This window comes from Saccharothrix sp. HUAS TT1, from assembly GCF_040744945.1.
GTDB lineage: Bacteria > Actinomycetota > Actinomycetes > Mycobacteriales > Pseudonocardiaceae > Actinosynnema.
Genome location: NZ_CP160453.1, coordinates 5,115,965 through 5,138,715, shown reverse-complemented (window position 1 = coordinate 5,138,715; position 22,751 = coordinate 5,115,965). Strand labels below are relative to the sequence as shown.

The following is a 22,751-nucleotide window of genomic DNA, read 5'->3' as shown; positions in this document are numbered from 1 at the left end:
TGCTCACGACACGTCCAGTTCCCGGTCGACGAGGTCGAAGATGTCGTCGACCGTCGCGCCGGCCAGCCGGTCGGCCGCGGCGTCGGCCGCGGTGTCGTCCGCGTCGCCGTTGAGCCGCGCCAGCAGGTCCTGCAAACGGAGCTTGATCCGGGACCGGACGACGACGTCGCCGCCGGCGGTGGCGATGGCCGACTCCACCCGGTCGAGTTCGCCGAACACCGAAGTGCCCGGCGCCGCATCGTCGGGGACGAGTTCGGCGAGCAGGTGCCGGGCGAGTGCGCTCGGCGTCGGGTGGTCGAAGACCAGCGTGGCCGGCAGCACGAGCCCGGTCGACGCGGTCAGGCCGTTGCGCAGCTCGATCGCGGTGAGCGAGTCGAAGCCGAGGTCCCGGAACGCCCGGCCGGGTTCCACGCGGTCGGGGCTGCCGTGGCCGAGGACGTTCGCCACGTTCGCCCGGACCAGGTCCAGCAGGACCTGGTCGCGCTCGGCGGGCGGAGTATCGGACAGCGCGGCGCGCAGGGCGTCCTGCGCCGGCCCCGACTCGACGGGGTCGGGCACGCGGTGCGTCCCGGCGAGCTCGTCCAGCAGAGGACTGGGGCGGGTGACGGTGAACGGCTCGATGAACCGCTCCCAGTCGACGTCGGCCACCACGAGCGCGGTCGCGTCCTCATCGAGCGCCCGCTGGAGGGCGAGCAGCGCCGACGAGGGGGTCAACGGCGTCAGGCCGCGCGCCCGTAGTCGCTCCTCGTCCCCGGTGTCCGCCACCATGCCGCCCCCGCCCCACGGACCCCACGCGACGGCCGTCGCGGTGAGGCCGCGGGCACGCCGGGCTGCGGCGAGGGCGTCGAGGTAGGCGTTGCCCGCGGCGTAGGCCGCTTGGCCACCGCTGCCCCAGACGCCGGCGATGGAGGAGAACAGCACGAACGCGTCCAGTTCGCGGTCGCCCAGCAGTTCGTCCAGGTGCCGCGCGCCGTCGACCTTGGCGGCCAGCGCGGCGGCGACCTCTTCGGCCGTGGTGTCGGCGATCATCGCCGCGTCGGCGACACCCGCCGCGTGCACGACCGCCGTCAGCGGTCCCACCTGGTCCAGCAGCGCCGCGACCGCATCCCGGTCGGCGACGTCGCACGCGGCGATCGTGACGCCGACACCCGCAGCCTCCAGCTCGGCGCGCAGGTCCACAGCGCCGGGCGCGTCCTGGCCGCGTCGGCTGGTGAGCACCAGGCGCCGCGTGTCACCGGTGGCGAGCCACCGGGCCACGTGCGCGCCCAGCCCGCCGGTGCCGCCGGTGACGAGCACCGTGCCGCCGAGGCTGCGGGCGCGCACCGGTCGCGTTGTCGGAGGTGTCCGCCGGAGCCTGCGGACCAGGACGCCCGACGGGCGGATCGCGACCTGGTCTTCCCCGGACCGCCCGGAGAGCACGGACGCGAAGTCGGCGAGCACCCGGTCGTCCAGGGCCTCCGGCAGGTCCACCAGACCGCCCCAGCGCGCGGTGTGCTCCAGGGCAGCTGCCCGGCCCGTGCCCCAGACCAGTGCCTGCACGGGGTTGCGCAGCGGGTCGTCGGCGCCGGTGGAGACCGCCGAGCGGGTGGCGCACCACAGCGGCGCGTCCACCTCGGCATCGACCAGCGCCTGCACCAGCAGCACCGTCGAGGCCACCGCGTCGGCGGGCCGTCCCGGGTCACCGGTCACCGCGAGCAGCGATATCACGCCGGCCACGTCCGTGCCCGCCAGCCGCGCGGCCAGGGTCGACCGGTCGTCGCCGGGCTCCAGCGCCACCACCAGGGGTGTGGCGCCGTGCTCCACGAGTCCGCGCAGACAGGCGACCACGGTTTCGGCGGCCAGGCGGTCCGCGTGCACGACCACGGGCCACGTCCCGTCCAGGTCTGCCGCCGGCAGGTCCGCCAGTGTCCGCCACGCCACGTCGTAGCGCAGCGAGTCGGAGGCGGACTGCTCGCGTCGGCGGCGACGCCACTCCGTGAGCCGGGGCAGCACGTCGCCGAACCGGTCGTCAGTGCGCACGTCGAGGGTGCTCGCCAGCTCGCCGAGGTCGCCGCGCTCGACCGTCGCCCAGAACTCCGCGTCGACCGGGTCGGTGGCGGTCGCGGCGGGAGGACTCTCCAGCCAGTGGCGCTCCCGCTGGAACGGGTAGGTCGGCACGGGCACCCGCGAGCCGCCCGCCAGGAACGGCGTCCAGTCCACCTCGACACCGTTGACGTGCAGGTGGGCGAGGGCGGTGGCGGCGGCGGTGACCTCGGGCCGGTCGGCGCGCAGGGCGGGGACGGCGAGGATTTCCGCGTCGGGCAGGCAGTTGCGGGTCAGGGCGGTCAGCACACCACCCGGCCCGATCTCCAGGAACTTGCTGACACCCCGTTCGCCCAGCTCACCGATCTGGTCGCCGAACCGCACCGCGTCGCGGACGTGCCGCACCCAGTAGCCGGGCTCGGTGACCGGCGACAACATCGGGATGCGCGGCTCGTGAAACTCCAGACCCCGCACCACAGCCGCGAACTCGTCCAGCATCGGCTCCATCAGCGGCGAGTGGAACGCGTGACTCACCGTCAGCCGCGACGTCTTGCGATCGGCGAAGTGCGCCACCACCGCGTCCACGGCCCCGGCATCACCGGACACCACCACCGAACGCGGACCGTTGACAGCCGCGACCGACACACTCTCAGTCAGGTACGGCAACACCTCGTCCTCGGACGCCTCCACGGCGACCATCGCCCCACCCGACGGCAACGCCTGCATCAAGTCGGCACGGGCCGACACCAACCGACAGGCATCCTCCAGGGACAACACCCCTGCCACGTGGGCAGCCGCGATCTCACCCACCGAATGCCCGACAAGGACATCGGGTCGGACACCCCACGACTCGACCAGACGGAACAGCGCCACCTGCAACGCGAACAACGCACGCTGCGCCACACCCGTCGCGCTCAACGCCTCCACGTCAACGTCGAAGAACGACGTACCGCCGAGCCCCGCAACCACCTCGTCATACGCCGCCGCGAACACCGGGAACGCCGCATACAGCTCACGACCCATCCCCACCCGCTGCGAACCCTGACCCGAGAACAAGAACGCCGCAGAGCCCTGGACGGCCTCCCCCCGGATCGGTGCGGAGGCGCTGTCACCTGCCGCCAGCGCGCGGAGACCAGCGGTCAGTCCACCGGGTCCGTCCCCGAGCACCACGGCCCGGTTGCGCAGTGCGGCACGGCCCGTCACCAGCGAGTACGCGACGTCCACCGGGTCCGGTCCGGTTGACTCGACCAACGACAGCAGTTGACCGGCCTGCATCCGCAAGCCGTCCGCGGTCGACGCGGAGAGCACCCACGGCACCACCGGGGCCGGGGCACCAGGCGCGGGACGCCTGCCGACCACCACCGAGGGCTCCTCGATGATGGTGTGGGCGTTGGTGCCGCTCACGCCGAACGACGACACACCAGCCCGACGCGGGCGGTCCGAGGAGGACCAGTCCACGGGCTCGGTGAGCAGCCGCACATCACCGACCGTCCAGTCCACGTGCGGCGACGGCTCGTCCACGTGCAGGGTGCGCGGCAGCACACCGTGCCGCATGGCCATCACCATCTTGATCACACCCGCCACACCCGACGCCGCCTGCGCGTGCCCGATGTTCGACTTCAACGACCCCAACCACAACGGACGATCCCGATCACGCCCATACGTCGCCAACAACGCCTGAGCCTCGATCGGATCACCAAGCCTCGTGCCGGTGCCGTGACCCTCCACCACGTCCACGTCACCCGTCGACAACCCGGCACTGGCCAACGCCTGCCTGATGACCCGCTGCTGCGCCGGACCGTTCGGCGCCGTCAAACCATTCGACGCACCGTCCTGGTTCACCGCACTGCCCCGGACCACCGCCAAGACCTCGTGACCGAGCCGCCGGGCATCCGACAACCGCTCCACCAACAGCACGCCAACGCCCTCGGACCACCCGGTGCCGTCCGCCGCCGCCGCGAACGGCTTGCACCGGCCGTCCGCCGCCAGGCCACCCTGACGACTGAACTCGACGAACGCCGTGGGGGTCGCCATCACCATGACACCGCCCGCGACGGCCATGGAGCACTCGCCGTTGCGCAGGGCCTGGACCGCCCAGTGCAGGGCGACCAGCGACGAGGAACACGCCGTGTCGACCGTGACCGCCGGCCCCTGGAGCCCGAACGTGTAGGCCAGCCGCCCGGACAGGACGCTCGCCGCACTGCCGGTGCCGAGGTAACCCTCGGCGCTGTCGGCCTTGAGGACTTGGGCCGCGTAGTCCTGGTAGCCCGAGCCGATGAACACACCGACCTGCGAACCCCGCACCGACGACGGATCGATACCCGCCCGCTCGAACAACTCCCACGACGTCTCCAACAACAACCGCTGCTGCGGATCCATCGCCACCGCCTCACGCGGCGAAATACCGAAGAAATCCGCATCGAACTCCGCCGCGTCGTACAGGAAACCCCCGTGCCGCACGTAGGACCGCCCGGGGCCACCGTCCGGCGAGTACAGGGAATCGACATCCCAACCACGGTCAGCGGGGAACTCACCGACCGCGTCGACGCCGTCCGCCACCAGCCGCCACAAGTCCTCCGGCGACCGAACACCGCCCGGGTAGCGGCAACTCATCCCCACGATCACGATCGGGTCGTCCGACAGGTCCGCCGACACCTCGGACGCGGTCGCCGCTCCGTCGGCCGAGCCCAGCAGCTCGGCTTTGATGAACCTGCCCAGCTCCCGCGCGTCCGGGTAGTCGAAGACGATCGTCGACGGGAGGGCCAACCCGGTCCGCTCGCTCAACGCGTTCCGCAGCTCGACCGCCGTAAGGGAGTCGAAGCCCATGTCGCGGAACGCGCGGTCGGTCGCGACGTCACCCGCCGCGCCGTGACCCAGCACGAGTGCCGCACCGGCCCGGACCAGCTCGACCAGCGTTCGCTCCTGCTCCGCCTCGGACAGCGTGGACAACCGGGCCACCAGCTCGGGCTCACCGCCCGACGCGGGTGCAGCGGTCTCCAGCGCCGCCCGGACCTCGGGCAGGTCGCCGAGCAGCGGGCTGGGCCGGTTCACGGTGAACGTCGGCGCGAACGTGGCCCAGTCGACGTCGACCACGGTCAGGGCGGTCTCGTCGTCGGCCAGTGCCCCCTGGAGGGCGAGCACGGCCTGCCGTGCGGGCATCCGGATCAGGCCACGCCGCCGCAGCTGCTCCTCGGCGGGTCCTTCCGCCATACCGCCGTCGGCCCACGGCCCCCACGCCACCGCGGTAGCCGCGAGTCCTCGTGACGCGCGCTGATGGGCCAACGAATCCAGATAAGCATTGGCCGCCGCGTAAGCGGCCTGATAACCACTACCCCACACACCGGCAATGGACGAGAACAGCACGAACGCGTCCAATTCCCGATCGCCCAGCAACTCGTCCAGGTGACGCGCACCGTCCACCTTCGCCGACAGCACGGCGGCGTACCCCTCCGGGGTCAACTCGTCCAGCGGCGTGAGGTGGTCGACGCCTGCGGTGTGCACGACAACGGTCAAGTCCGCGATGCCCGCGAGCAACGCCTCCACCTGGACACGGTCCGCGACGTCACAGGCCACCACCACGACCTCGACGCCCAACCCGCCAAGCTCGGCGACCAAAGCATCGACACCCGGCGCCCCGGCACCACGACGACTGGTCAACACCACCCGCCCCACACCACAACCCGCCAACCACCGAGCCACATGACCACCCAGTGCCCCTGTGCCACCCGTCACCAACGCCGTACCCGACGAACGCCACACACCCGACGACACCGACGACACCCGCACCAAACGACGCACCAACACACCCGACCCACGCACCGCAACCTGGTCCTCACCATGACCACCGGCCAACACCCACGCCAAACGGTCGAGGACACGCTCATCCAGCTCGGCAGGCAGGTCCACCAGACCGCCCCAGAGGTCGGGTCGCTCCAGGCCGATCACCCGGCCGAGACCCCAGACCTTGGCCTGTTCGGGGTGCTCGACGGAGTCGGCGGGACCTGTGCCGACCGCGCCGCGCGTCACGCACCACAGCGGCGCGGCCACCTCGGCGTCGCTCAACCCCTGGGCCAGGCCCGGCGTCGCGTCCTCGTCACCGAGGGCGAGCAGCGACAGGACGCCCGCCAACGGCTCGTCCAGCGCTTCGAGGACTTGGCGAACCAGGTCTGCGAAGGACGTGCGGGTGGTGCCCGGCTCCACCTCGACGGTGACCGGAACGGCCCCGTGTCGGGTGAGAACGCCTTCGACCAGGTCCGTGTGCTCGGCGCCCGAAGGCACCACCACCAGCCAATGGCCAACCGGTCGGTGGTCGTCCGGGGTCACCGGCTGCCAGGCGATCCGGTAGCGCCACCCGGACACCGCCGACTGGTCGTGCCGCTGCCGACGCCAGGCGGACAGGGCGGGCAGCACGTGGTTCAACTCGGCCGGCGCGGTGCCCAGCACCTCTGCCAGGCCGACCGCGTCCTGCCTCTCGACGATGCTCCAGAACCCGGAGTCGGCCGGGTCGGCCGCCACCTCGGCCGCCGGTGGGCTCATCCAGTAGGTGCGCGTCCGGAAGGCGTAGGTGGGCAGGTCGACTGGCTGCGAGTCGGGGAAGAACGGCGACCAGTCGACGTTGACGCCGTGGGTGTGCAGCTGCGCCACGGCCGTGACGATCGTCGTCGCTTCGTCGCGGTCGGCGCGCAGGGTCGGGACGGCCAGGATTTCCGCGTCGGGCAGGCAGTTGCGGGTCAACGCCGTCAGCACACCACCCGGCCCGATCTCCAAGAACCGCGTCGTGCCCCGCTCATCCAACTCACCGACCTGATCCGCGAACCGCACCGCGTCCCGAACATGCCGCACCCAGTACCCGGCCTCGGCAACCGGCGACAACATCGGAATGGTCGGCTCGTGGAACTCCAATCCCCGCACCACAGCGGCGAAGTCATCCAGCATCGGCTCCATCAACGGCGAGTGGAACGCATGACTCACCGTCAACCGCGACGTCTTGCGATCGGCGAAGTGCGCAACCACCGCATCCACCGCGTCCACAGCACCGGACACCACCGCCGAACGCGGACCGTTGACCGCCGCGATGGACACCGCACCGGTCAGCAGCGGCGTGACCTCGTCCTCGGACGCCTCCACCGCCACCATCGACCCACCCGACGGCAACACCTCCATCAAGTCAGCGCGGGCGGACACCAACCTGCAGGCATCGTCCAGGGACAACACCCCGGCCACATGGGCAGCCGCGATCTCACCCACCGAATGCCCCACAAGGACATCCGGCCGCACACCCCACGACTCGACCAGACGGAACAACGCCACCTGCAACGCGAACAACGCACGCTGCGCCACACCCGTCGCACTCAACGCCTCCGAACCCACGTCGAAGAACGACGTACCACCCAACCGGAGCACGACCTCGTCATAGGCAGCAGCGAACACCGGGAACGCCGCATACAACTCACGACCCATCCCCACCCGCTGCGAACCCTGACCCGAGAACAAGAACGCAGTCTGACCAGTCTCCTGTTCACCGGAGACCACGGTGGCAGCCTGCTGTCCCTGCGCGAGGGCTGCCAGACCGGCGCGGAAATCGTGGATGTCCGTGCCGACGACCACCGCCCGGTGTTCGAGCGCCGCACGCCGCGTCGCGAGCGTGAACCCCACGGAAGCCAGGTCCGGTTCTCGGGAGTCCACGGCGTCGAGCAGGCGCCGGGCCTGCTCCTGAAGCGCCGGAACGCTCCTGGCCGACAACGGCCACGGTACGACCTCCGGCGACGACGGCGCGGTGGGTACGACCAGTGGGACGTCCTCGTAGGACTCGATGATGGTGTGCGCGTTGGTACCGCTCACGCCGAACGACGACACACCAGCCCGACGCGGGCGGTCCGAGGAGGACCAGTCCACGGGCTCGGTGAGCAGCCGCACATCACCGACCGTCCAGTCCACATGCGGCGACGGCTCGTCCACGTGCAGGGTGCGCGGCAGCACACCGTGCCGCATGGCCATCACCATCTTGATCACACCCGCCACACCCGACGCCGCCTGCGCGTGCCCGATGTTCGACTTCAACGACCCCAACCACAACGGACGATCCCGATCACGCCCATACGTCGCCAACAACGCCTGAGCCTCAATCGGATCGCCCAACGTGGTACCCGTGCCGTGACCCTCCACCACGTCCACCTGGTCGGTCCGCAACCCCGCGTTCGCCAACGCCTGCCGAATGACCCGCTGCTGCGCCGGACCGTTCGGCGCCGTCAAACCATTCGACGCACCGTCCTGGTTCACCGCCGAACCGCGCACCACCGCCAACACCGTGTGGCCATTGCGCCGGGCATCCGACAACCGCTCCACCAACAGCACACCGACACCCTCGGACCAGCCCGTGCCGTCCGCCGCCGCCGCGAACGGCTTGCACCGGCCATCCGCCGACAACCCGCGCTGACGGCTGAACTCGATGAAAGGCCCCGGCGTCGCCATGACGGTCACACCGCCGGCGAGGGCCATCGTGCACTCGCCGTTGCGCACCGCCTGGGCGGCGAGGTGCAGGGCGACCAGCGACGACGAACACGCCGTGTCGACCGTCACCGCCGGCCCCTGGAGCCCGAACGTGTAGGCCAGCCGCCCGGAGATCACGCTGCCGGACGTGCCCGTGCCCACGTAGCCGCCCGCACCGTCGGCCGCCAAGACCTGGGCCGCGTAGTCCTGGTAGCCCGAGCCGATGAACACACCGACCTGCGAACCCCGCACCGACGACGGATCGATACCCGCCCGCTCGAACAACTCCCACGACGTCTCCAACAACAACCGCTGCTGCGGATCCATCGCCACCGCCTCACGCGGCGAAATACCGAAGAAATCCGCATCGAACTCCGCCGCGTCGTACAGGAAACCCCCATGCCGCACGTAGGAGCTGCCGGCCTTGCCGGTCGGGTCGTAGAGCTTTTCGACGTCCCAGTCGCGGTCGGTGGGGAACTCACCGACCGCGTCGACGCCATCCGCCACCAACCGCCACAAGTCCTCCGGCGACCGAACACCACCCGGGTAGCGGCAACTCATCCCCACGATCACGATCGGGTCCTCGGACGAGCCTACCGCGACGGGCAGGAAGGTGTCGGCACCCCCTTCCGAGCCGAGCAGTTCGGTCTTGAGCAGCCGGGCCAGTTCGGTGGCGTTCGGGTGGTCGAAGACGAGGGTGGTCGGCAGGGACAGACCGGTTTCGGCACTCAGGGTGTTGCGCAGTTCGACCGCGGTCAGCGAGTCGAACCCGAGGTCGCGGAAGGCCCGGTCCGCCGAAACAGACCCGGTCGAGCCGTGGCCGAGCACGGCGGCGGCGCGCGTCCGGACCAGGTCGACCAGGAGGCGGTCCTGCTCGGGTTCAGGCAGTCCGGTCAACCGCGCCACCAGTTCGGCACTCGCGGTAGACGTGGGCGCGGTTCCACCATCCAGGGCGTCCCGCACCTCGGGCAGTGCGGACAGCAGCGGGCTGGGCCGGCCGACCGTGAACGTCGGCGCGAACGTCAGCCAGTCCACGTCGGCGATCGTCGACGTGGTGCGGTCGTCGGCCAGTGCCCGGTGCAGGGCGAGCACGGCCTGGGCAGCGGGCATGGTCCTCAACCCGCGGCGGCGCAGGGATTCCTCGGCGCCGGTCTCGGCAGCCATGCCGCCGTCGGCCCACGGCCCCCACGCCACCGCCGTCCCCGCCAACCCTCGGGACCTGCGCCGATGGGCCAACGAATCCAGATAAGCATTGGCCGCCGCATAAGCAGCCTGATAACCACTACCCCACACACCGGCAATGGACGAGAACAGCACGAACGCGTCCAACTCCCGATCGCCCAGCAACTCGTCCAGGTGACGCGCACCCTCCACCTTCGCCGACAGCACCGCGTGCAGATCTTCGAGCGACAGGGAGGACACGGGGTCGAAGTGGTCGCGCCCGGCCGCGTGGAACACCGACGTCGGCTCGAACTCCGCCAGCAACGCCTCCACCTGGACACGATCCGCCACATCACAGGCCACCACCACGACCTCGACGCCCGACCCACCAAGCTCGGCGACCAGGGCGTCCACACCCGGCGCCCCGGCACCACGACGACTCGTCAACACCACCCGCCCCACACCACAACCCGCCAACCACCGAGCCACATGACCACCCAACGCACCCGTACCACCCGTCACCAACGCCGTACCACGAGCACGCCACACACCCGACGACACCGACGACACCCGCACCAAACGACGCACCAACACACCCGACCCACGCACCGCAACCTGATCCTCACCATGACCACCAGCCAACACCCACACCAAACGACCGATCGCCACGTCATCGACCTCGGCAGGCAGGTCCACCAGACCACCCCACAGCGCCGGGTGCTCCAACGCCACCGTCCGCCCCAGACCCCACACCATGCCCTGCTCCGGCTCGGTCACCGCGTCGCGCGTCACGCACCACAACGGCACTTCAACCCCGGCGGCCACCAGGGCTTGGACCAGGCGGAGGGTCAGCGCGGTCCCGTCCCCGGTGTCCGAGCCGGCGAGGAGGGACACCACTCGCCCAACCTCGGGCAGGTCCGCGAGCGCGGTGGCCAGGTCGGTGTCAAGGCCGACCCGCACCACGACCAGCTCGGCCACACGATCGGCCAGCAGGTCGTGCACAACGTCCACCCAGGGCAGCACGTCACCGCCCGCCGGCAGGAGGAGCAACCAGGCACCGTCCGTCGTCACGGCTTCCGCGTCGTCCAGCGGCTGCCACGAAACGTCGTAGCGCCAGCCTTCGGCGGCTGCCTCGTCACGACGGCGCCTCCGCCAGGCCGACAACCTCGGCAGCACCGCGCCGAACGACTCGTCGCCGGTGATGTCCAGGGTCGCGGCCAGCTGCTCCAGGTCTTCGCGTTCGACGGTCTCCCAGAATCGGGCCTCGACCGGGTCGTCGTTCCGGTGGTGCGCCCCGGTCGTCAGCCAGTACCGCTCACGCTGGAACGCGTAGGTCGGCAGGCCGATGGGCCGGGCGTCGGGCACGAACGCCCGCCAGTCCACCGGGACACCGGTGACGAACAGCCTCGCCACGGCCGTGGCGGTGGTGGTGACCTCCTCGTGGTCGGCACGGAGCGCCGGGGTGGCCACGACCTCCTTGTCAGGCAGGCAGTTCTGGGTCAGGGCGGTCAGCACACCGCCCGGTCCGATCTCCAGGAACTTGCTGACACCCCGCTCGTCCAGCTCACCGATCTGGTCGCCGAAGCGGACGGTGTCGCGGACGTGCCGCACCCAGTAGCCGGGCTCGGCGACCGGGGACAACATCGGGATGCGCGGCTCGTGGAACTCCAATCCGTCCACCACGGCCGCGAAGTCGTCCAGCATCGGCTCCATAAGCGGCGAGTGGAATGCGTGACTCACCTTCAACCGCGACGTCTTGCGATCGGCGAAGTGGGCCACCACCGCGTCCACGGCCCCGGCCTCACCGGACACCACCACCGAACGCGGACCGTTCACCGCTGCCAACGACACACCATCGGTCAGCAGTGGCGTGACCTCGTCCTCGGCCGCCTCCAAAGCGACCATCGCCCCACCCGACGGCAACGCCTGCATCAAGTCAGCGCGGGCCGACACCAACCGGCAGGCGTCGTCCAGGGACAACACCCCTGCCACATGGGCAGCCGCGATCTCACCCACCGAATGCCCCACCAACACATCCGGCCGCACACCCCACGACTCGAATAGGCGGAACAGCGCCACCTGCAACGCGAACAACGCACGCTGCGCCACACCCGTCGCGCTCAACGCCTCCGAACCCACGTCGAAGAACGACGTACCACCCAACCGAAGCACAACCTCGTCGTAGGCAGCAACGAACACCGGGAACGCCGCATACAACTCACGACCCATCCCCACCCGCTGCGAACCCTGACCCGAGAACAAGAACGCGAGTCGCCCGACGCGCCGGCTGCCGGTCACCACACCCGGCGCGGATTCACCATCCACCAAGTGCCGGAGACCGTCGAGCAGGTTCGCGCCCAGCACGACCGCGCGGTCCTCGAATGCCGTGCGTCCCGCCAGGGACAGCGCGACGTCGGCGGCGTCCGCGCCAGCCGATGTGTCGAGCACTTGCCGGGCTTGCTGCCGCAGCGCGGTGGCACCGCGACCGGACAGCACCCACGGTACCACCGGCGGCTCGGGACTCACTTCGCGCGAAACCTCGGCCTCGGCCGCCTGTTCGATGATCACATGGGCGTTCGTGCCGCTGACGCCGAACGACGACACCGCCGCCCGACGCGGCCGGTCCGCCTCCACCCACTCCACGGCCTCGGTCAGCAGCCGGACCTCACCGGACGCCCAGTCGACCTGCGGCGTGGGTTCGTCGGCGTGCAGGGTGCGCGGCAGCACACCGTGCCGCATCGCCATCACCATCTTGATCACACCACCGACACCCGCAGCAGCCTGAGTGTGACCGATGTTCGACTTCAACGACCCCAACCACAACGGACGATCCCGATCACGCCCATACGTCGCCAACAACGCCTGAGCCTCAATCGGATCACCCAACGAGGTCCCGGTCCCGTGGCCTTCCACCACGTCCACGTCATCCGTGTTCAACCCAGCGTTCGCCAGGGCCTGCCTGATGACCCGCTGCTGCGCCGGACCGTTCGGCGCCGTCAACCCGTTCGACGCACCGTCCTGGTTCACCGCACTGCCCCGGACCACGGCCAAGACCTCGTGACCGAGCCGCCGAGCATCCGACAACCGCTCCACCAGCAGCAGGCCGGCGCCTTCCGACCAGCCCGTGCCGTCCGCGCCCGCGCCGTAGGCCCGGCAGCGGCCGTCGACCGACAGACCGCGCTGCCTGCTGAACTCCACGAACACCGTCGGGTCGGCCATCACCGTGACGCCGCCCGCCAGCGCCATCGAGCACTCACCGGACCGGACGGACTGAGCGGCGAGGTGCAGGGCGACCAGCGACGACGAACACGCCGTGTCCACCGTCACCGCCGGCCCCTCCAGGCCCAGCGCGTAGGCGATCCGGCCGGACACGACGCTCGCCGCGCCGCCGGTGAGCAGGTGCCCCTCGACACCGTCGGGCCGGTCGCCGGCCCCCGCGCCGTAGCCCTGGTAGGCCATGCCCACGAACACGCCCGTCGCACTGCCCGCGACCGAGCGCGGGTCGATCCCGGCGACCTCGAACGCCTCCCAGGCGGTCTCCAGCAGCAGGCGCTGCTGCGGGTCCATCGCCAGCGCTTCACGCGGGCTGATGCCGAAGAAAGCGGCGTCGAAGTCGGCCGCGTCGTGGAGGAACCCGCCGCGCGTGCTGTAGGTCGTGCCCGCGTGGTCCGGGTCCGGGTGGTACAGCCGGTCCAGGTCCCAGCCGCGGTCGACAGGGAAGTCCCCGATGGCGTCGCGGCTCTCGGCGACCAGGTCCCAGAGGTCGCCGGCGGACCGGACGCCGCCGGGGAAGCGGCAGCTCATGCCGACGATGACGACCGGGTCGTCCGCGACGTCGGCAACACGGGCCGTGTTCGCCACGACGACGTCGGAGGTGAAGAGTTCCGCGCGCAGGTGCCGGGCGAGGACGATCGCGTTCGGGTAGTCGAAGACCAGGGACGCGGGCAGGGCGAGGCCGGTCGCGCCGGCCAGCGCCGTGCGCAACTCCACCGCGGTGAGCGAGTCGAAGCCCAACTCCTTGAACGCCCGGTCCGGCTCGATGTCGTCCGTGCCGGCGTGGCCGAGGACTGCCGCCGCGTGCGTCAGGACGAGGTCGACGAGGACGTGCTCCTGGTCGCCGACGGGCAGGGTCGCGAGCCGGGCCGCCAAGCCGCCGCCGTCCGGGGCGGCGGTCGGCTCCAAGGCCGCCCGGACCTCGGGCAGGTCGCCCAGCAGCGGGCTGGGCCGGCCGACCGTGAACGTCGGCGCGAACCGCGACCAGTCCACGTCAGCGACCACGACGGCGTGCTCGTCGCGGTCGAGGGTCTGCCCGAGCGCGTCGATCGCGCGGCGGGCCGACATCCTGCGCACACCGCGGCGCTGCAGCTGGTCGGCGGAGTCGCCGTCCGCCATGCCGCCGTTGGCCCACGGCCCCCACGCCACCGCCGTCCCCGCCAGCCCTCGGGACCTGCGCCGATGGGCCAACGAATCCAGATAAGCATTGGCCGCCGCATAAGCGGCCTGATAACCACTACCCCACACACCGGCAATGGACGAGAACAGCACGAACGCGTCCAGTTCGCGATCACCCAGCAACTCGTCCAGGTGGCGCGCACCGTCCACCTTCGCTGACAGCACGGCGGCGAACTCGTCCTGGTCGAGCGTGTCCACCGGGTCGAAGTGGTCGCGTCCGGCCGCGTGGAACACCGACGTCGGCTCGAACTCCGCCAGCAACGCCTCCACCTGGACACGGTCCGCCACGTCACAGGCCACCACCACGACCTCGACGCCCGACCCACCAAGCTCGGCGACCAAAGCATCGACACCCGGCGCCCCGGCACCACGACGACTGGTCAACACCACCCGCCCCACACCACAACCCGCCAACCACCGAGCCACATGACCACCCAGTGCCCCTGTGCCACCCGTCACCAACGCCGTACCACGAGCACGCCACACACCCGACGACACCGACGACACCCGCACCAAACGACGCACCAACACACCCGACCCACGCACCGCAACCTGATCCTCACCATGACCACCAGCCAACACCGGTGCCAGTCGTTCGAGGGCGCGCTCGTCCGGCTCGGCAGGCAGGTCGACCAAGCCGCCCCACAGCGCCGGGTGCTCCAACGCCACCGTCCGCCCCAAACCCCACACCATGCCCTGCACCGGCTCGGTCACCGCGTCGCGCGTCACGCACCACAACGGCGCTTCAACCCCGGCGGCCAGCACGGCTTGGACCAGGGTGAGGGTGGCCGGGGCCGGGTCGTCGCCGAACGCGAGCAGGGACAGGACGCCGCTGTAGTCGCCTGCCGGTAGCGGGGCACCCGTGAAGCGCCACCGCACCACGTCCGCGCCCGCCCGTTGCAGGACAGCGGCGACCGGCTCCGCGAGGTCATCGGACTCCGGAACGACCAGCAACCACGTCCCGGTGAGCCGTCCTCCTGGCAGGACGTCCAGCGGCTTCCAGTCGACGCGGTAGCGCCAGCCCGCCGCGTCGGTGTCGGAGGTGCTCCCCGCAGCGCGTTCGAGCCAGTAGCGCTGCCGCTGGAACGGGTAGGTCGGCAGGTCGACCCGCCGGCCACCCCGGAAGAACGGTGTCCAGTCCACCCCGACTCCGTGGGCGAACAACTCGCCCAGCGCCGTGAGGACGGTCATCTCCTCCGGCCGGTCGGCGCGCAGGGTCGGGACGGCCAGGATCTCCGCGTCGGGCAGGCAGTTGCGGGTCAGCGCCGTCAGCACACCACCCGGCCCGATCTCGAAGAACTTCGAGACGCCGCGCCGATCGAGTTCGCCGATCTGGTCGGCGAAGCGCACCGCGTCCCGAACATGCCGCACCCAGTACCCGGCCTCGGCAACCGGCGACAACATCGGGATGCGCGGCTCGTGGAACTCCAGAGCCCGCACCACAGCCGCGAAGTCATCCAGCATCGGCTCCATCAACGGCGAGTGGAACGCATGACTCACCGTCAGCCGCGAGGTCTTGCGATCCGCGAAGTGCGCCACCACCGCATCCACGGCCCCGGCATCACCGGAAACAACCACCGAACGCGGACCGTTGACAGCCGCGACCGACACACCCTCGGTCAGGTACGGCAACACCTCGTCTTCAGCCGCCTCCACGGCGACCATCGCCCCACCCGACGGCAACGCCTGCATCAAGTCGGCACGGGCCGACACCAACCGGCAGGCATCCTCCAGCGACAACACACCGGCCACATGGGCAGCCGCGATCTCACCCACCGAATGCCCCACAAGGACATCCGGCCGCACACCCCACGACTCGACCAGACGGAACAATGCCACCTGCAACGCGAACAACGCACGCTGCGCCACACCCGTCGCGCTCAACGCCTCCACGTCAACGTCGAAGAACGACGTACCACCCAGCCCCGCAACCACCTCGTCGTAGGCAGCAGCGAACACCGGGAACGCCGCATACAACTCACGACCCATCCCCACCCGCTGCGAACCCTGACCCGAGAACAAGAACGCCGTGGAACCGGAACGGACCCGTCCTCGGGCGACCGCCGCATGGGCCGTTCCCCCGGCCAGCGCGTTCAGCGCTCCGGCGAAGTCCTCCGGGGCGCGCCCGAAGACGACCGCCCGGTGCTCCAGCGTCCCCCGGGCGCCGACCAGCGAGTAGCCTACGTCGACCGGTGAGGCGTCCACCGCCAGGAACCGGGCGGCCTGGTCGCGCAGGGCCTGCTCGGTCTTGGCCGACAGCACCCACGGCACCGGACCATCCATCGGCGGCGCGGGCGCCGGGCGTTCCGCAGGGACGTACTCGATGACGGTGTGCGCGTTCGTGCCGCTGACCCCGAACGACGACACCGCCGCCCGACGCGGCTCGGCCCACTCAACGGCTTCGGTGAGCAACCGAACATCACCGGCAGACCAATCCACGTGCGGCGACGGCTCGTCCACGTGCAGCGTCGGCGGCAGCACACCGTGCCGCATCGCCATCACCATCTTGATCACACCCGCCACACCAGCAGCAGCCTGCGTATGACCGATATTCGACTTCACCGACCCCAACCACAACGGACGATCCCGATCACGCCCATACGTCGCCAACAACGCCTGAGCCTCAATCGGATCACCCAACGCTGTACCCGTCCCATGCGCCTCCACCACATCCACATCGGACGGACCAAGACCCGAACCCGCCAACGCCGCACGAATCACCCGCTGCTGCGACGGACCATTCGGCGCCGTCAAACCATTCGACGCGCCGTCCTGGTTCACCGCCGAACCACGCACCACCGCCAACACCTCGTGCCCGAGCCGCCGGGCATCGGACAACCGCTCCACCAACAACAACCCGACACCCTCACCCCACCCGGTGCCGTCCGCCGCCGCCGCGAACGGCTTGCACCGGCCGTCCGCCGCCAGGCCGCGCTGTCGGCTGAACCCGACGAACGCGTTCGGCGTGGACATCACGGTCGCGCCGCCGACCACGGCCATGTCGCACTCACCGAGCCGGAGCGCCTGCGTCGCGAGGTGCAACGCCACCAACGACGACGAACACGCCGTGTCCACCGTCACCGCCGGCCCCTCCAGGCCGAACGTGTAGGCGATCCGACCGGACACCACGGACGCCGAACTGGCTGTGACGAGGTGCGCCTGCACGTCAGGTCCGCCGTGGCGCAGGCGCTCGGCGTAGTCCTGGCCGTTGGTGCCGACGAAGACGCCGGTCAGGCTGCCGCGCAGCGCGGCGGGGTCGAGGCCGGCGCGCTCGAACAGCTCCCACGACGTCTCCAGCAGCAACCGCTGCTGCGGATCCATCGCCAACGCCTCACGCGGCGAAATACCGAAGAACGCCGGGTCGAAGTCGGCCGGGGAGTCGAGGAACCCGCCCTCGCGCACGTAGGACGTCCCGGCCCGGTCGGGATCGGGGTCGTAGAGGTCTTCGAGGTCCCAGCCCCGGTCGGCGGGCATCGGGGTCATCGCGTCGACACCGTCCCGGACGAGCTGCCACAGGTCTTCGGGCGAGGCGACCCCGCCCGGGAAGCGGCAGCTCATGGCCACGATGGCGATGGGGTCGTCCGTCACGTCACCGACGACGGCGGGGCGCGCGGGCGCGGGGGTGTCGCCGACAAGTCGCTCCAGCAGGTGGTCGGCGAGGAGTTCGGGGGTCGGGTAGTCGAAGACGAGCGTGGCGGGCAGGCGCAGTCCGGTGGCGGTGCCGAGCCGGTTGCGCAGCTCCATCGCGGTCAGCGAGTCGAATCCGAGGTCGCGGAACGCCCGACTTGCCTCGACCAGGTCGGTGGTGGCGTGCGCGAGCACCGTGGCGGCCTGGGCGCGGACCAGGTCCAGGACCAGGTCCGCCCGATCGGTGACGGGTGTCGCGAGGAGACGGGCGGCGAGGGAGTCGCGGGCCTGTCCGGTGGCGGCGACGCGGCGTGAGGAGACGCGGACCAGGCGGCGCAACATCGTCGGCACGGCGCCGGAACGCGCCGTCAGGTCGAGCTTGGCGGGCACCAGCAACGCGTCGGGCGCGGCGCAGGCGTGGTCGAGTCGGGCGAGTGCTTCGCCCTCGGACAGCGCGAGCACCCCGGCGCGGCCCATCCGGTCGAGGTCGGCGCGGCTCAGGGCCGTCTGCTCGCCGCGCACTGACCACAGGCCCCAGGCCAGGGACGTGCCGGCCAGGCCCTGGGCGCGGCGGTGGTGGGCCAGCGCGTCGAGCAGCGAGTTGGCCGCCGCGTAGGCCCCGGTCCCCACGTCGCCGAGGACGCCGGTGAGCGAGGAGAACAGGACGAACTCGGCCAGGTCAAGATCCTCGGTCAGCTCGTGCAGGGTGAGGGCGGCGGTCGCCTTGGCGGCGAGGACACGGGCCAGCTGCTCCTCCGTCAACTGCTCGACCAAGCCGCCGTCCACGACCGCGGCGGTGTGCAGGACGGCGGTCAGCGGGTGCTCGGCGGGCACGTCGCGCAGCAGTGCGGCGAGCGCGTCGCGGTCGGCCACGTCGCACGCCGCCACGGTGACGTGCGCGCCGAGGGCCGTCAGCTCGGCGCGCAGGTCCGCCGCGCCGGGGGCGTCCGGGCCTCGCCGGCTCACGAGCAGCAGGTGCCGCGCGTTCCGCTTGGTGACCAGGTGCCGGGCGACTACGGCGCCGATCGCGCCGGTGCCGCCGGTGATCAGGATGGTGCCCTCCGGGTCGAGCGGTCGGAGTGGTTCGGCCGTGGGCGTGACGCGGTCGAGCCGCGGCACGAGGACCGTGCCGCCGCGCAGCGCCACCTGCGGCTCACCCGAGCGCAGCGCGGCGTGCAGGACGTGGGCGGAGTCGTCGTCGGTGTCGGCGAGGACGAACCGGTCGGGGTGTTCGGATTGCGCCACCCGCAGCAGGCCCCAAATCGGCGCGGCACGCAGGTCCAGGACATCCTCGTCCGGCGTGGTCGCCACGGCGCGGCGGGTGACCACGGCGAGCCGGGTGCCGGTGAGCCGTTCGTCGGAGAGCAATGCTCGGACGTGCGCGAGCACCGAGAACGGGTCGCCACCGGGCAGGACCAGCAGTTCGGGTGCGTCGGCGGCGGCTTCCCCCAGCGTCGCGAACACGCCGGTGGCGGTGGGCAGCCGGTCGTCCGCGCCGAGCAGGTGCCAGGGCTTGTCACCGGGGTCCGCGAGCTCGTCAACGGCGGCCCAGTCCACGCGCAGCAGCCGGTCGTCGGACCTCAGCGGCAGGTCGGCGAGCGGGATCGACCGGAACCCGACGGACTCGGCGGTCAGCACCGCGCGGCCGTCCGGGTCGGTCAGCAGCAGGGAGAACTCGCCGTCGCCGGCGGGCGTGAGCCAGGCCCGCACCGAGGTCGCACCGGTCGCCCACAGGGTCACCGAACGCCAGGTGGCGGCGTGCGCCCACGAGTGCGGCCGGTCGTCGGCGGCGGTCGCGAGGACGGCGTCCAGCAGGGCCGGGTGCAGCGCGAACGTCGAGGCGTCGTCGACCTCGGCGGACACCGCGCCGGCCCGGTCGACGGCCTGTTCCGGTTCGGCGCGGCGCGTGTCGCCCAGGACGCCGGTGCAGTGCCGCGTCCACGGCACGTCCGCGTTCTCCGGTTTGGAGTGCACTCGCAGTTCGCGGTGGCCGGCCGCATCGGGCGCGCCGATCCACACCTGCACGGCGACCGACTCGCCCTCGGCGAGCACGAGCGGTGTCTCGACCGCCAGCTCCTCGATCGTCCCGCAGCCCACGTGATCACCCGCGACGACGGCCAACTCCACGAACGCGGCGGCGGGCAGGACTGCGGAGTCGTGCACGACGTGCCCGGCGAGCCACGGCTGCGTGCGCGGGGAAAGCAGACCTGTCAACAGGAAGCCGTCGACGTCCGCGACCGACACGGCGGCGCTCAGCAGCGGGTGGTCGGCGGGAGCGAGCCCGGCGCGGCGCAGGTCGCCGGGCCCGGCGGCCGCCTCCAGCCAGTACCGCTCGTGCTGGAAGGCGTAGGTCGGCAGATCGGTCCGCCCGGCGCCCCGCCCCGCGAAGAAGGCTGTCCAGTCCACCTCGACGCCGTTGACGTGCAGGTGGGCGAGGGCGGTGGTGGTGGCGGTGACCTCGGGCCGGTCGGCGCGCAGGGTCGGGACGGCGAGGATTTCCGCGTCGGGCAGACAGTTGCGGGTCAACGCCGTCAGCACACCACCCGGCCCGATCTCCAAGAACCGCGTCGTGCCCCGCTCATCCAACTCCGCGACCTGATCCGCGAACCGCACCGCATCCCGAACATGCCGCACCCAGTAACCAGGCTCGGCAACCGGCGACAACATCGGAATGGTCGGCTCATGGAACTCCAGTCCTCGCACCACAGCGGCGAAGTCATCCAGCATCGGCTCCATCAACGGCGAGTGGAACGCGTGACTCACCGTCAGCCGCGAGGTCTTGCGATCGGCGAAGTGCGCAACCACCGCATCCACCGCGTCCACAGCACCGGACACCACCACCGAACGCGGACCATTCACCGCCGCGACCGTCACACCCTCAGTCAGCAGTGGCGTGACCTCGTCCTCGGCCGCCTCCACGGCGACCATCGCCCCACCCGACGGCAACGCCTGCATCAAGTCAGCGCGGGCCGACACCAACCGGCAGGCGTCCTCCAGCGACAACACCCCGGCCACATGGGCAGCCGCGATCTCACCCACCGAATGCCCCACAAGAACATCCGGCCGCACACCCCACGACTCGACCAGACGGAACAACGCCACCTGCAACGCGAACAACGCACGCTGCGCCACACCCGTCGCGCTCAACACCTCCACATCAACATCGAAAAACGACGTACCACCCAACCGAAGCACAACCTCGTCGTAGGCAGCAGCGAACACCGGGAACGCCGCATACAACTCACGCCCCATCCCCACCCGCTGCGAACCCTGACCCGAGAACAAGAACGCCAACGGTCCACCGGCCGAGGCTCGACCCACGACGGGGTCACCGCCGTCGAGGGCGGCGCGGAGACCGGCGAGGTCCGAGCCGACGACGGCCACGCGGTGTTCCAGCGGTGACCGACCGGTGGCCAGGGAGAACGCCACGTCGAGCGGGTCGGCGTTCGCCGGCAGGTGGTCGAGCAGCCGCGCCACCTGTGCCCGCACGCCCTCGGCGGTGGCGGCGGACAGCACCCACGGCACGACGTCGGTGCGCACCGACACCGGCTCGGACTCGGCGGTCTCCTCCCCCGGGGCGGGCTCGACGGGCGGGGCCTCCTCGATGACGGTGTGCGCGTTGGTGCCGCTGATGCCGAAGGACGACACGCCGGCGCGGCGCGGGCGGTCCGTCCCGGGCCAGGCCACGGGCTCGGTGAGCAGCCGCACGTCGCCAGCCGTCCAGTCGACCTGCGGCGTGGGTTCGTCGGCGTGCAGGGTGCGCGGCAGCACGCCGTGCCGCATCGCCATCACCATCTTGATCACACCGGCGACGCCGGCGGCGGCCTGGGTGTGGCCGAGGTTGGACTTCACCGACCCCAACCACAGCGGCCGCCCCTCGGGGCGGTTGCGCCCGTAGGTCGCCAGGAGGGACTGCGCTTCGATCGGGTCGCCCAAGGGCGTGCCCGTGCCGTGCGCCTCGACGACGTCCACGTCCTCGGTGGACAGTCCGGCGCCGGCGAGCGCCTGCATGATCACGCGTTCCTGCGACGGGCCGTTGGGGGCGGTGAGCCCGTTGGACGCGCCGTCCTGGTTGACGGCGCTGCCCCGGACCACCGCGAGGACGGGGTGGCCGTTGCGGCGCGCGTCCGACAGGCGTTCCACCAGCAGCAGGCCGACGCCCTCGGACCAGGACGCGCCGTCGGCGCCGGCGGAGAACGACTTGCAGCGGCCGTCCGGCGCGAGGCCGCGCTGCCGGCTGAACTCCACGAAGGCGGACGGGCCCGCCATGACCGTGACACCGCCCGCCAACGCCATCGTGCAGTCGCCGGACCGGAGCGCCTGCACGGCGAGGTGCAGGGCGACCAGCGACGAGGAGCACGCCGTGTCCACCGTCACCGCCGGCCCTTCCAGGCCCAGCGTGTAGGCGATCCGGCCGGACGCGACGCTGCCGGAGTTGCCGGTGCTCAGCAGACCTTCGAGGTTGTCCGGCGTGCTGGGCAGTCGCGAGGCGTAGTCGTGGTACATGACGCCGGTGAAGACGCCGGTGAGGCTGCCGCGCACCGACTTCGGCGCGATGCCGGCCTTCTCGAACACCTCCCAGGCGGTCTCCAGCAGCAGCCGTTGCTGCGGGTCCATCGCCAGGGCCTCGCGCGGGCTGATGCCGAAGAACGCGGGGTCGAAGTCGGCGGCGCCCGGCAGGAACCCGCCGTGCCTCGTGTAGACGGTGCCGGTGCGGTCGGGGTCGGGGTCGTAGAGGGCGTCGAGGTCCCAGCCCCGGTCGTCGGGGAAGTCGCCGATGGCGTCGCCCCCGCCGGCGACGAGGTCCCACAGGTCCTCGGCCGAGGCGACGCCGCCGGGGAAGCGGCAACTCATGGCGACGATCGCGATCGGTTCCTGCTCGCGCTCGGTCACCTCGCGCAACCGGCGGCGGGCCTGGCGCAGGTCGGCGGTCGCGCGCTTCAGGTAGTCGCGAAGCTTGTCCTCGTTCATCATCTGCCGTCTGCTCCTGAACGCGGTCT

Annotated in this window: 1 protein-coding gene; it reads right to left on the bottom strand. The window is 71.3% G+C overall.

All coding sequences use genetic code 11. The features are described 5' to 3' along the window. Window positions 1–3: 3 nt before the first annotated feature. On the bottom strand, window positions 4–22,725 hold the full coding sequence (locus tag AB0F89_RS23575) for a type I polyketide synthase (protein ID WP_367127735.1): 22,722 nt from the start codon (window positions 22,723–22,725) through the stop codon (window positions 4–6). Window positions 22,726–22,751: the final 26 nt, after the last annotated feature.

Bases quoted from the DNA above. Each gene is read 5' to 3' on its own strand.
- AB0F89_RS23575 (WP_367127735.1), bottom strand. From the start codon at position 22,725: ATGATGAACGAGGACAAGCTTCGCGACTACCTGAAGCGCGCGACCGCC.